Origin of the sequence: Anoxybacillus sp. P3H1B, assembly GCF_001560855.1 — a bacterium.
In the GTDB taxonomy this organism is placed as follows: Bacteria; Bacillota; Bacilli; order Bacillales; family Anoxybacillaceae; genus Anoxybacteroides; species Anoxybacteroides rupiense.
Genome location: NZ_LPUG01000012.1, coordinates 66,910 through 79,751, shown reverse-complemented (window position 1 = coordinate 79,751; position 12,842 = coordinate 66,910). Strand labels below are relative to the sequence as shown.

Annotated in this window: 12 protein-coding genes; 3 read left to right on the top strand and 9 right to left on the bottom strand. The window is 41.8% G+C overall.

Annotation, left to right across the window (positions count from 1 at the left end; translation table 11 throughout):
- Positions 1 to 70: 70 nt before the first annotated feature.
- The 6 genes from AT864_RS07680 to AT864_RS07655 form a co-directional block, all read right to left on the bottom strand.
- Positions 71 to 703, bottom strand: a complete 633-nt coding sequence (locus tag AT864_RS07680; RefSeq protein WP_066147941.1) for a response regulator transcription factor — start codon at positions 701 to 703, stop codon at positions 71 to 73.
- Positions 700 to 1,836 carry a GAF domain-containing sensor histidine kinase gene (locus tag AT864_RS07675; protein WP_066147939.1) on the bottom strand — a complete coding sequence of 379 codons (1,137 nt, stop codon included), beginning with the start codon at positions 1,834 to 1,836 and terminating at the stop codon, positions 700 to 702. Before AT864_RS07675 ends, AT864_RS07680 begins: the two co-directional genes overlap by 4 nt.
- 447 nt (positions 1,837 to 2,283) lie before the next feature.
- Complete coding sequence (locus tag AT864_RS07670) at positions 2,284 to 3,006, bottom strand: SDR family oxidoreductase (protein ID WP_066147937.1); 723 nt, start codon at positions 3,004 to 3,006, stop codon at positions 2,284 to 2,286.
- A gap of 55 nt (positions 3,007 to 3,061) precedes the next feature.
- Positions 3,062 to 4,810 carry a phospho-sugar mutase gene (locus AT864_RS07665; RefSeq protein ID WP_066147934.1) on the bottom strand — a complete coding sequence of 583 codons (1,749 nt, stop codon included), beginning with the start codon at positions 4,808 to 4,810 and terminating at the stop codon, positions 3,062 to 3,064.
- Between the two features lie 131 nt (positions 4,811 to 4,941).
- Positions 4,942 to 5,382 carry a CBS domain-containing protein gene (locus AT864_RS07660; RefSeq protein WP_044745572.1) on the bottom strand — a complete coding sequence of 147 codons (441 nt, stop codon included), beginning with the start codon at positions 5,380 to 5,382 and terminating at the stop codon, positions 4,942 to 4,944.
- Positions 5,383 to 5,731: 349 nt separating this feature from the next.
- Positions 5,732 to 7,414 (bottom strand): alpha-glucosidase, encoded by a 1,683-nt coding sequence (locus AT864_RS07655; protein ID WP_066147930.1) that lies wholly within the window; start codon positions 7,412 to 7,414, stop codon positions 5,732 to 5,734.
- 401 nt (positions 7,415 to 7,815) lie between these two features.
- On the opposite strand from AT864_RS07655, the gene AT864_RS07650 reads away from it, so the two are divergent.
- Complete coding sequence (locus tag AT864_RS07650) at positions 7,816 to 8,256, top strand: disulfide oxidoreductase (RefSeq protein WP_066147927.1); 441 nt, start codon at positions 7,816 to 7,818, stop codon at positions 8,254 to 8,256.
- On the top strand, positions 8,253 to 8,717 hold the full coding sequence (locus AT864_RS07645) for a co-chaperone YbbN (protein WP_066147924.1): 465 nt from the start codon (positions 8,253 to 8,255) through the stop codon (positions 8,715 to 8,717). Before AT864_RS07650 ends, AT864_RS07645 begins: the two co-directional genes overlap by 4 nt.
- Positions 8,718 to 8,745: 28 nt before the next feature.
- On the opposite strand, the gene AT864_RS07640 is transcribed toward AT864_RS07645, so the two are convergent.
- Entirely contained in the window at positions 8,746 to 9,129 is a 384-nt protein-coding gene (locus tag AT864_RS07640; RefSeq protein ID WP_311975544.1) for a DUF5365 family protein, read from the bottom strand.
- Between the two features lie 397 nt (positions 9,130 to 9,526).
- Here AT864_RS07640 and AT864_RS07635 point away from each other — a divergent pair, with 397 nt between their 5' ends.
- On the top strand, positions 9,527 to 10,450 hold the full coding sequence (locus AT864_RS07635; protein WP_066147918.1) for an RluA family pseudouridine synthase: 924 nt from the start codon (positions 9,527 to 9,529) through the stop codon (positions 10,448 to 10,450).
- Positions 10,451 to 10,612: 162 nt separating this feature from the next.
- Here the strand turns inward: AT864_RS07635 and AT864_RS07630 are convergent, their stop codons facing one another.
- Both AT864_RS07630 and AT864_RS07625 read right to left on the bottom strand, forming a co-directional pair.
- Positions 10,613 to 11,959 carry a hemolysin family protein gene (locus AT864_RS07630; RefSeq protein WP_066147915.1) on the bottom strand — a complete coding sequence of 449 codons (1,347 nt, stop codon included), beginning with the start codon at positions 11,957 to 11,959 and terminating at the stop codon, positions 10,613 to 10,615.
- Positions 11,960 to 12,018: 59 nt separating this feature from the next.
- Positions 12,019 to 12,708, bottom strand: coding sequence for a zinc metallopeptidase (locus AT864_RS07625; RefSeq protein WP_044745564.1), 690 nt, complete (start codon positions 12,706 to 12,708; stop codon positions 12,019 to 12,021).
- Between the last annotated feature and the right edge of the window lie 134 nt (positions 12,709 to 12,842).

The following is a 12,842-nucleotide window of genomic DNA, read 5'->3' as shown; positions in this document are numbered from 1 at the left end:
CATAAATGATCGCTAACTCCTTCAATAAACTGATTTTCTTTTACGAAAATGGACGGAAAGGACACTACAACTAAAGTCCGAGATGTTTGACAGCGTACAAAGCGGCTTGCGTGCGATCAGCAAGTCCTAGTTTTGCCAAAATATTTGATACATGTGTCTTGACTGTTTTTTCTGTAATCATTAAAGAGGCGGCAATTTCTTTATTACTTTTTCCTTTCGCAATTTCAGCCAATACTTCTTTTTCGCGCTTCGTCAGTTCCTCTATCTTATTTGCTGGCTCTTGATAATGCAAATGATTCATAACATGCGGAATCACTTTAGTGTGGAGTTCGCTTTCTCCTCTATGTATAGAACGGATAACAGCAACGAGATGATCAGGCTCAATATCCTTTAATTGATAACCAGATGCGCCAGCACGAATAGCTGGAATCACATGGTCTTGATCAGCAAAGCTTGTTAAAATGAGAATCTTCGTCTTTGGAGATCGTTCCTTCATTTTCTTCGTCGCTTCAATTCCATCCATGACCGGCATAACAAGATCCATGATAACAAGATCTGGCTGATGCTCCATAACAAGTTGAACGGCTTCCGCGCCATTTGCCGCCTCTCCAACAACCTCAATGTCTTTTTGAGTTTTTAAAAAAAACACTAACCCTCTTCGTACGATATGATGATCATCGACAATTAACACTTTTATACTCACAATTTCCCCTCCTTCTTTAGTGGGATCGATAATTCAATTGCTGTTCCCTTTCCAATGGAGCTTTTCATACTAAAAACGCCGTTTACTGCTTCTACCCGTTCTTTCATGCTCTTCAATCCCAGCGATAACGTTTCTGCTCCTGTATAATGAAATCCGCACCCTTTATCGCTAATTTTTACAGCCACGCGTTCGTTTTGCACGGACAGCATGATCTCCACTTCGGAAACACCAGCATGCTTTTTACAGTTATTTAACGCTTCTTGTCCGACCCGCCATAAGCATTGTTCGATTTCATTGGGTAAATCAAGCACTCCTTCAATATCAAGCTTTACATTTAATCCAAGCATTTTGCTATAGTTCATCAATGCGCTGGCAACACCATTTTCTAAACCTTGGGGACGAAGCTGCCAAATTAAGGCTCGCATTTCATGAAGCGCCTCTTGTGCTAATGTTTGCATATGCTCTAGCGCTTCTTTTATGTTTTCTTCTGTCGCTATTTCCTTGGCACCGCTCGCTGTCAGCAGCAATGAAAACAGCAATTGGCTGACCGAGTCATGCAAATCGCGCGCCAGTCGATTTCGCTCCGCAAGCAAGGCAAGCTTTTGTTCATTTTCCACAAGCTTTATACGTTTAATAGCCGTTCCGATCTGATAAGCAACTGACTCTAAAAGAGCTAGTTCCTCTTTGGAAAAACGCTGTTTATGAGGAGAAGCAACATTTAAAATCCCAAACTGCTCGTCTCCGGCACGCAAAGGAACGGTCGCATGATGAGTAATTCCGTTTGTTTCTCCTCGATTTTTTACTATCGCTTCTTTTAGCCGTTTGCACTCGATAATATTGACGGCGTTTTTCAGTCTGCCATCCTGATAACGTTCTAAACACCAGCATATCCCTTCACACATCGGTTTTTTATTTTCTCTCATTAAAGCAGGCGGCAATTCATAATCAGCCATTAAAGTATAGGTTCCATCTTCTTCAACCAAAAAAATCCATCCGCATTCCAGTCCTGTAACATCGATTAGTTGTCTTAACACCGTCGGCAGCATTTCTTGCAAATCATTGGCCTCATTTAATGTTTCAGCGATCGTTTTCATCGTCTGCAATGCTTGAACACGCTTCATCTCTTTTACCATTTTCTTCCTTCTTTCTGTTAGGATTCAAGCTTCCTCTTATGAATCTCCTGATAACCATTCGCCAAAAGTGAATCCACGCAACGAACGATCAATGACTGGTGGAAAATGAGCTTGCCTTCGTTCATATATTCGTGTGACCAAGCTTGAACCATGCTGCCTTCGATGCAAACGTGTGAAATAGCTCATTGTTTTGGTTTAATCGTTGAAAACAAAAATAATATTTATCATTAAAATCCCCATGCTAAAAGATGCGATTCCAGCTGCTATAAAAAAAGACAATGCCGAAATAGGCATTGGCACAGACTGTTGGACAAACGCTTTCAAGACAGTCTGAGATGGAAGAAAAAGAACTCAATAGAGGCTTAAAATGATTGTAGACAAAGTCAAAATTGACTTTGTCTACAATCTGAAAGCATGCCGCAATAGGGATGGTCCTTTCCTTACCCGCTAAACAACTGGATATGTCTGTATAAACGGATGAAGCACAATCTCATCAATAAGCATATGCTTAGGAGCGCTAGCCATGTAAATCACGGCATTGGCCACATCACGCGCCTGTAGCCATTTTTGCTTTTCCGGTGCTCCTTGCACCGAATTCGCAAAATATGTATCCACCATTCCCGGGTTGATCGTACCAACGCGAATGCCATATTCTCTCGCTTCCTGTGCAAGCGAACCAGAAAAACCTTGTACCGCATATTTTGTCGCCGTATAAGCCGCTCCATTAGGGATCGTATAGCGCCCCACATCCGAAGAAATAGTAATAATCGTTCCTGTTCTCCGCTCTTTCATATGAGGAAGGACCGCTTTTGTTCCAATAAATACGCCTTGGACATTGACTTCAAAAATCTTTTTCCATTCTTCGAGCGTTGTTTCCTCTATTGGCTTAAAAAATCCGATTCCTGCGTTATTAACTAGGATATCAATTTGTCCAAACTGCTTCAGCGTTTGGGCAACCAATTCACTCATTTGCTGTTCATTTGCTACATCAGCTTGAAATGTTTCCACAAATGGCGCTCCCTGCTCCTTCAGTTCCTTTCCTGTCTGATGAATCGTCTCTGAGCTTCCAACGAGCGCCAGTTTTGCCCCATGCTGAGCCAGTTGAAAAGCAATTTCCTTTCCGATTCCGCGTGAAGCACCTGTGACAATCGCTACTTGATCTTTTAACACGGTCAACATCCTTTCTGCTGCTATATCCTTTTTTTAAACATACGAGACTTCATGCTTAGCGGTTAGCGGATTCATTTAAATAAGCATGCACCTGTTTCATAACAGCTTCAGACAATTCGTGTAAACGCTGTTCACTATCATCCATCGAACGGCCTTTCACTCCAAAATAAACTTTGGCTTTTGGCTCAGTTCCTGACGGGCGCAAGCAAAACCAAGATCCATCCTCCAGATAGTATTTTAACACATTAGATTTAGGCAGCGTAATGGCCGTGACCTCTCCGGTTGCTGTTTCTACGCGCTCACGGGCTTCATAGTCTTCGATCATCACAATTTTCTTTCCAGCGACCTCCGTTGGCTGATGCTGTCGGAAAGAAGCCAACAGAGCTTGAATTTGCTCCGCCCCTTCTTTTCCTTTCAATGTGAGCGATTCCAATCCTTCGCGATAATATCCATACTGCTCAAATAACTGCATTAAAGCATCATATAAAGACAGCCCTTGCTTTTTATAGAAGGCGCATACTTCAACTGCCAATGCAGCTGCTTGAATCGCGTCTTTATCGCGCGCGAAATCGCCAATTAAGTAACCGTAGCTTTCCTCATAGCCAAACAGAAAAACATATTGCTTTGTCCGTTCATACTCTTTAATTTTTTCCCCAATAAATTTAAAGCCTGTTAACGTATCGACTGTTTCGATTCCAAATGATGCAGCAATATCGCGGCCAAATTCCGATGTCACAATCGTTTTTAAAGCGACTCCGTTTTCAGGAAGGATTCCTTTTTTCTTTTTTTGCGACAAAATATAATGAAGCAGTAAACCGCCTGTTTGATTTCCTGTTAATACAACATATTCACCCGTTTCGTTTTTTACGGCAATCCCAAGCCGATCCGCATCTGGGTCTGTAGCGATGAGCAAATCTGCTTCCATCTCTTTCCCGAGTTGAATGGCCCGTTCAAATGCTGCATGCTCCTCTGGGTTTGGAGAAGAAACAGTTGAAAAATTCGGATCGGGAAGCTCCTGCTCTTTTACCACAGCAACGTGCTTATAACCAAACGCTTCAAGAGCGCGGCGCAACGGCTTATTAGCTGTGCCGTGAAGCGGCGTAAAGACCACTTTCACATCAATTTCTTTAGGAAGCTCTGGATTAAGGGAAATTGTCTTTATCTGATCGATATAGGCTTGATCGATCTCTTCTCCAATGATTTGAATAAGTCCTTTTTCTTTTAATACTGCTTCTTCTTCCACATGGAGAGCTAATTCATTTTCCACTTTATTCACATAATGAATCACTTGATCAGCGGCATCGGGCGGAAGCTGTCCACCATCAGGGCCATATACCTTATACCCATTGTATTCTGGCGGGTTATGGCTTGCAGTAATCACAATGCCTGAAAATGCCTTTAAATAGCGCACGGCAAATGAAAGCTCTGGTGTCGGACGGAGCTCATTGAATACGTATGTTTGAATTCCATGTGTAGCCAAAGTTCGCGCCGCTTGCATCGCAAATTCTGGCGATTTATGCCGAGAATCGTAAGCGATAACAACCCCTCTTTTTTTCGCTTCTTCTCCGAACGACTCTATGTATCTTGCTAACCCTTCAGATGCTTTACGAACTGTATATATGTTCATACGGTTAACCCCTGGGCCAATTTCTCCGCGCATCCCGCCCGTGCCAAATTCCAAATTTTTATAAAAGCAATCCTCCAGCCATTTCTCATTCCTGCTTTTTTGCTGAAGTTCCTGCTTTATCTCTTTTTCTAAATGCTCATAAGTCATCCATTGCTCATACTTGCTTTTCCAGTTCATTGCCATATCCCTCCCTGCAAAATTCCCTTACTTTTGTATTCGTCACCATCATACGATATTCCTGTTCTAAAAAAAAGCAAATGTTTATTTAGCACAAAAAGGATGCCCCTTGATTAGAGGCATCCTTTTTGTTATTCTTGTGGCTGGGAAGGCTCAGAAATATTGGTAAGGGCTTGTTCTGCAGCATTGTCATACTGCTGATTAGTAGCAATATCCCCTAGAGCCACAATCCCGCGAAGCTGGTTGTTTTCAACAATCGGCAAACGGCGAATTTGATGCTGAGCCATCACATTTGCGGCTTCTCCCACGCTCATATTTGGCGTTCCTGTCACAAGGTTCGTTGACATTACTTGGGACACCGGAATGGAAGCGCCTTTTCCATCTGCCGTTGTACGCAATGTAATATCACGGTCTGTAATGATTCCTCTTACTTGACCGTTTTCTACAACCGGAAGAGCGCCAACATTTTTCTGGCTCATAAGCTCGGCGGCTTCTTGAACCGTTTGATTCGGAGAAACTGTCGCTACATTTTTTGTCATAATGCCTTCAACAGTGTTGTTATTCAATGTCATCCTCTCCTTTCATCGATTATTGTCACCACTTTGTTCGGATATATAGATAGAAAATAATGTTTGCACACGTATGCTCATGATCCAATAAACACCAATGAAAAAACTGAATCCCTCGGTTTTTTGTCGCGAACTAAGCATGATTATAGGATATCGTTCTTGAACAACGAATGCTTTGCCAACAAATGAATTTGCCGCTGGCGTTCTTGTTTAGGGAAAAGCCAGAAAGGGTTGTGCTTAGCCATTTCGCATGTTAATAATGGATCATCAACATTTTTAATGTTTGCATATTTTTATCTCGTCATCGTCAAAATAAAAACGGGCGCTGTACATCAGGCCGCCCGTTTTCCTTTTATTGTATTTTATAAACGCGTGCTTCCCATGGACGCAAGCGAATTTCATGAAGCTCTTCGCTTTCCACGACAGGATAATTGTGAATAAGCAGCTCTTTTGCAGTATATACAATATCCTCAGGCAAGCGAAAAACAGGGGTCTCGTTCGAAAAGTTCGTGATCACCACCAATTTTTCGTTTTCAAGGGTTCGCGTATAAGCATAAATCAATGGATGGTCTTCTAAAATTAAATGGTACGTTCCATATACAATAACAGGATGCTGCTTGCGGAGCTGTATCAGTTTTTTGTAATAATGAAAAACCGAATCCGGATCTTGAAGTGCCGCTTTTGCATTGATTTCTTTATAATTTGGATTGACCTGAATCCAAGGCGTTCCATCGGTAAAACCGGCGTGTTTGCTATCATCCCATTGCATCGGCGTTCGTGCATTGTCACGCCCTTTATAATAAATTTTTTCAAGCACGGCTTGCGGGTTCTCACCGTACTTTTCAACATATTCTTTATACATATTAAGTGTTTCAATATCGCGGTAGTCTTCGATCGATGAAAAACGGACATTGGTCATTCCAAGTTCTTCCCCTTGATAAATATACGGCGTTCCCTGCATCATATGAAGAAAGGTCGCCAGCATTTTGGCAGACTCCACGCGATATTGCTTATCATCTCCAAAACGAGATACGGCGCGGGGCTGATCGTGGTTATTTAAATAAAGGCTATTCCATCCTTTTCCTTCTAACTCTTTCTGCCATTTTGTCATTGTTTTTTTCAAATCAGCCAACTTCCACGGCCGAATATCCCATTTTCCTCCAGGTCCAGAATCTAAATCAACATGCTCAAATTGAAATACCATATTTAGCTCGCATCGAGCCGGATCGGTATATAAAATTCCTTCTTTTGGAGTCACACCTGGTGTTTCGCCGACCGTCATAATATCGTAATGGGATAACACCTCCCGATTCATTTCCTGCAAAAATTCATGCACACGCGGTCCATTCATAAAATATCGGCTGCCCGATGCGTATTTCTTCCCATCGTATACTTCTCCATCCGGCAGTTCGGGCACTTTCGAAATCATATTGATAACATCCATTCGAAAGCCATCGACCCCTTTGTCGAGCCAAAACCGCATCATTTCATAAATTTCTTTCCGGACATTTGGATTTTCCCAATTCAAATCTGGCTGCTTTTTTGAAAACAAATGCAAATAATACTCTCCAGTTGCTTCATCATACTCCCATGCCGAACCGCTAAAAAACGACTCCCAATTGTTTGGTTCCTTCCCTTCCTTTCCCGGGCGCCAAATATAATAGTCTCGATAGGCATTATCCTTTGATTTCCGCGATTCGATAAACCATGGATGTTCATCCGATGTGTGATTGACCACTAAATCCATCACCAATTTAATACCACGCTTATGCATTTCTGACACCATTTCTTCCCAATCTTCCATCGTTCCGAATTCATCCATAATATTTCGGTAATCGCTAATATCATATCCATTATCATCATTAGGCGATTGATATACAGGAGATAGCCAAACCACATCAATTCCGAGTTCTTTTAAATAATCAAGCTTAGAAATAATCCCGCGAAGATCGCCAATTCCGTCACCGTCAGCATCCTTAAAGCTGCGCGGATAAATTTGATACACAACCGCCTCTTTCCACCACTTCTTCTCCATTTTCATCACTCCCATCTATGTCTATATGAAAACGATTTCATATATATGTATTTTACTACAAGATCCTACCTGTGCCTACTAATTTTACATTTTTCCTATCCTCCGCTATAATGAAACTATTCAAAATACATAACAGTAGATCCCATCGCATGCACGGCCACACGTGTATATGGAATGTAGCTTGCCATGCTCATTTTCGACGATCGGGCGGCCAAACAATGGCGTTATATGCCCCTGATGAAAGCAAGTCCACACGCTTGCTTCTGGTCGTCCGCTTCTTCTGCCTTTCTGTTTATATGGATAATCCATCATTGGAAGATTCAAGCTTGCCATAGACGGCAAACCGTAATAGGCATCACACACATCGTGCAAAAATTAAAAAAGATAGTAGGGAGCATGATATGAGTCGAAAGGAAAAAATGCTAGAAAATTTATTGCTGGGTGCATGGGGAACTGCTCTAATCGCCACATTAGGAAGTCTTTATTTTTCGGAAGTGATGAAATTCATACCGTGTGATCTTTGCTGGTTTCAGCGCATTTTTATGTATCCGCAGGTCATTCTTTTAGGACTAGCAGCTATTCGCAAGGAATATAGCATGGCACGATATAGCTTGGCGCTGTCTGTGATCGGCGGCACGACTTCACTTTACCATTACTTAATCCAAAAAGTGCCTCTACTCCAAGAGCATGCGATTACTTGCGGCCGCGTTCCATGCACAGGCCAATACATTAATTGGTTAGGCTTTATCACCATTCCATTTTTAGCGCTCACAGCGTTCTCCATCATTAGTCTACTAAGCACGTTCATCATCCGAACAGTGAAGGAAGGGAATTTCAATTGAAAAAAATCTTGATTTTCGGGACCGTTATCCTCGCTTTATTCTTAGCAATCTCTTGGATCACGTCTTATCAGCAAACTGAAAAAGCAAAAGACAATCCTTATAAAAAAGAAAAGTTAGATCCCGCCACCATTGAACAGCTGGATGATCCAAACTACAAAAACCTCATCCTACCAGATGAGCTTGCTAAAAAGCTCGATAATCATGAAACGGTGACAGTATATTTCTATAGTCCTACTTGCCCACACTGCGAAAAAACAACACCGATCGTCGTTCCACTTGCCAAAAAAATGGGCATTGACTTGAAATTGTTCAATTTGCTTGAGTTTGAAGACGGCTGGGATACGTATCATATCGATGGGACACCGACCATTGTCCACTTTGAAAATGGCAAAGAAGTAAAGCGAATTGACGGATACCGTGAGGAAAACGTTTTTCGCGATTGGTTCGAATCGATTAAGTAAAAAGGGCTCTCATCAGCAAGAGTCCTTTTTACATGACCCAATCATTTTGCGGCCGCGAATACATGCTAAAAATACGGCGGCGTTTTTTCCGGAACTGGTCAATAGTAAACGGAAAGGATATTCCAAACTTCTCAAGCAACTGAACATTCCGTTCAAATAAATGATGATATCCTTCTTGGATACCATGATGTTCAATGCACTCAATGACTGTAAGGAGCGATTGCAAGGCCGAAATCAATTGGAATGCTTCTTTCATCGTGCCGTTATATCGCAAACCTTCCATAGAGAGAATTTGCAACTGTTCAAATTTTTGAATCTGCTCATCGTCAAAATAACACGGAAATACTTCGCTATAAAAACAATGAATTAAATCGCCGATATGTTCCTCATGCTCTTTTGTCGCTGCATTCACTACCTTCAATGCTACATACCACCTTTTTCTACTACATTCTACTCTTGCATGTTCAGATCGTTCAACGATACTATGAGTGTATCATACATGCTGAATCAATAGTGAAAGAAATTATTTCCACAATGCAAGAATCTCCCATCGGTTTCTTACTGCTATTGTTTCATGACTCTATTAGCGGTAGTGGACGTTACATGCAAAAATGATCGATATAACTCGATCCCTTGGGAGGACGATCCGTTTTTGACGGTCAGGCGACCAAATAAGGAATGTTCTAAAAGCTATATGGTTTGTCCCAATCGCCTAACTCTTGTTGAATTTAGAGCGTAATAGGCCAAAACGGGGCGCACGCTGTTGGCTATCTCTCTGCACTACTTATTCAGTTTATAAATGATAGAAAATGAAGGTGAAAAATGTGCTAACAATTCGCAAAGGAGAATGGCTAGAATTTACTGTACCGTCCGACTGGCACGGACAAACGATCGAATCTTTATTAAGGACCATGTGGAATTCACCAAAAAAATGGCTTCATCAACTCCGAATGGAAAAAGGAGTGAGAGTAAACGGAGAAACAGTGTCTTGGCAAACCCGTCTGCAAAAAAACGACCGATTCCAGATATGGGTGTATAAACCTGAGACGTCCGACATTTTACCAAACTATCAGGAGCTTGATATTTTGTGGGAAGACGAGCATCTTATCGTCGTAAATAAGGCTGCTGGAATGGAGGTCCATCCAACCTCTCCCAATCAAACAAACACATTATCCAACATTGTAGCAGCCTATTTTCAAACAAAGGGGATTTTTACAAAGGTTCGGCATATCCATCGCTTGGATCGGGATACATCAGGAGCTATTTTATTTGCTAAACACGCTTTGGCAGGTGCCATATTGGACCGTATGCTGGAACAGCGGCAAATCAAACGAACCTATGTAGCTCTTGTTCATGGAATTTTAAAGGAGAAAAGCGGAAGCATTGACGCACCAATCGGACGGGATCGCCATCATCCGACAAGGCGAAGGGTATCAAAAACCGGCCTGGCCGCTGTAACCCATTATCGGGTTCTCGATACGGACTTTAAAAAGCAAACTTCATTGGTCGAACTTACGTTAGAGACAGGACGCACACATCAAATCCGCGTGCATATGAGCTATATTGGTCATCCTTTAGTCGGCGATCGTTTATATGAGGGAAGCGCCCAACCATTGTCAAGACAGGCGCTTCATGCATTCAAGCTCGATTTCCCGCACCCTTTTACCAATGAATTCATTCGCTGCGTAGCTCCTTGCAATGATAAATGGCTGCCTAATACCCTCTGGTCATAAAGCTTGCCTTGCAGACGCTTTTATCATGCACCATTAGTCTCGCTCGGCTGCATTGATCGTCTGCAAGCGTTTTTCAATCGCCATCCATAGATGAGGATGAAAATAGCTGTAGACAAAGTCCAAATGGACTTTGTCTACAGCTTAGCTTTGTACACTTTGCTATCAATAATGAAATTGGGCCTCTCCATCACCATGTAGCGAATGATCTTCCTCTTGAGCTTCCTTTCTCGTGACTTCAATCGTTTTTACATGATGACCATCCATCTCCAGCACCTTCAACAAGTAATGATCCACCTCGATGCTGTCGCCTTCTTTGATATCATAGTGTTCTGTTAAAATCCAGCCGCCGATCGTATCAACGTCACTATCATCAATTGACAGACCAAATAAATCATTGACCTCGCTAATCAACACTTTTCCATCAACCACTGTATGCAGATCATCAATTTTTTGGATTAACGGAAGCTCATCAACGTCAAACTCATCTTGAATTTCACCAACAATTTCCTCCAAGATATCTTCAACCGTAACAAGTCCTGACGTTCCGCCATATTCGTCCACTAAAATCGCCATGTGAATACGTTCTTTTTGCATTTTTACAAGCAAATCATGAATGGCAATCGATTCAATCACTTGAATGATTGGACGAATATAATCCTTTAGCTCCTTCGTTTGTGAGCGATTAGCGACGAGATCTGTAAATACTTCCTTTACATTAATTAAACCGAGAACGTGGTCTTTATCTCCATCAATCACCGGATAACGTGTATACTTTTCTTCTTTAATGATCTCGAGATTTTCTTGAATCGAATGATTCATATCAAGAGCTACAATCTCTTTGCGCGGTACCATGATCTCCTTTGCCACCCGGTCATCAAAACGGAAAATGTTATTGACGTATTTATATTCAGATTGGTTAATTTCCCCGCTTTTATAGCTCTCTGATAAAATAAGCCGCAATTCCTCTTCAGAATGCGCAAGCTCATGCTCTGACGCAGGCTTCAAGCCAAACAAATTGGTTACAAGGCGTGCGGATGTATTCAGTGTCCAAATAAATGGATACATGAGCTTATAAAACAAAATAAGCGGCTTTGCTGTAAATAATGTAATAGCTTCAGCTTTTTGAATTGCGAATGTCTTCGGCGCCAGTTCACCAACAACCACATGCAAAAACGTAATGCTAGCAAAGGCAATAATAAAAGACAAAACATGCGAGAGAGATTCGGATAAATCCAATCCTTCAAATACCGGCAGGAGCATTCGCTCAACAGTCGGCTCCCCTAGCCAACCTAATCCTAACGATGTAATCGTAATCCCAAGCTGGTTAGCTGATAAATACTCATCCAAATTTGAAATAACATTTTTCGCGGCAATCGCATGTTTATTTCCTTCGCTAATCAATTGATCGATTCTTGATGTCCGCACCTTGACGATAGCGAATTCCGAGGCAACGAAAAAGCCGGTAATCGCAATTAATAAAGCCACTATCACTAAATTAAATATGTCCAATTAGTTTCCGCACACGTTGACCGTGTGCGGATTACACCTCCTACAAAACGAATTGTATGTTACTCTTCATCGTTATTGCTTTGGGTAAAGATAAGTATATATTTCAACAGCTCAAGCACCGAAATAAGCGCAGCGGCCACATAAGTCAAAGCGGCTGCCCCCAGCACCTTGTTCACTCCACGCTCCTCTTCACGCTGGATAATTCCTTCAGCAAGCATAAATTTCTTCGCTCTTGAGCTTGCATTAAATTCAACGGGCAGCGTGACTAGCTGAAACGCTACAGCAAAGGAAAAGAAAATAATGCCTAGCCCAATAAGGGAAAGCTGCTTAAAAAGAAATCCCGCTATTAATAAGAACGGAGCGGCTCCAGATGTGAAATTAACAATCGGGAACATGCGGTGGCGAAGCACTAGCGCTCCATATGATTGCTTATGCTGGACAGCATGGCCGACCTCATGCGCTGCCACAGAAACGGCGGCGATGGAACGTCCGTAATATACTGGTTCTGATAGGCGAACAGCACGGGAAATCGGATCATAATGGTCCGTTAATCTTCCTCGAACTGGCTCAACAGGCACATGATAAAGACCATTGCGGTCTAAAATCATTCTGGCCACTTCCGCTCCCGTTAATCCGGAAGAAGCTAATACTCTTGACCATCTTTCAAAGTTTCCCGAAACTTTAAATTGCGCCCACAGAGAAATGCCAAATGCAATCATAATTAAAAAATCCATCGGATGAAAAAACATTCATAAACCCTCCGTTAATGGTCGCATAACATCATGAAAAACATGTTATACTATTTAATATTTTACTGTACCTCGCATTTTTTCGTCAAACAAAGTCCTCTTTACCCTTTAGTATGGAAAAAATGAATACATAT

What these genes read in the sequence shown, in the direction of transcription:
- AT864_RS07650 (WP_066147927.1), top strand. Translation starts at nt 7,816, where the DNA reads ATGAGTCGAAAGGAAAAAATGCTAGAAAATTTATTGCTGGGTGCATGG.
- AT864_RS07635 (WP_066147918.1), top strand. Translation starts at nt 9,527, where the DNA reads ATGAAGGTGAAAAATGTGCTAACAATTCGCAAAGGAGAATGGCTAGAA.
- AT864_RS07625 (WP_044745564.1), bottom strand. Translation starts at nt 12,708, where the DNA reads ATGTTTTTTCATCCGATGGATTTTTTAATTATGATTGCATTTGGCATT.
- AT864_RS07665 (WP_066147934.1), bottom strand. Translation starts at nt 4,810, where the DNA reads ATGAACTGGAAAAGCAAGTATGAGCAATGGATGACTTATGAGCATTTA.
- AT864_RS07660 (WP_044745572.1), bottom strand. Translation starts at nt 5,382, where the DNA reads ATGACATTGAATAACAACACTGTTGAAGGCATTATGACAAAAAATGTA.
- AT864_RS07655 (WP_066147930.1), bottom strand. Translation starts at nt 7,414, where the DNA reads ATGGAGAAGAAGTGGTGGAAAGAGGCGGTTGTGTATCAAATTTATCCG.
- AT864_RS07675 (WP_066147939.1), bottom strand. Translation starts at nt 1,836, where the DNA reads ATGGTAAAAGAGATGAAGCGTGTTCAAGCATTGCAGACGATGAAAACG.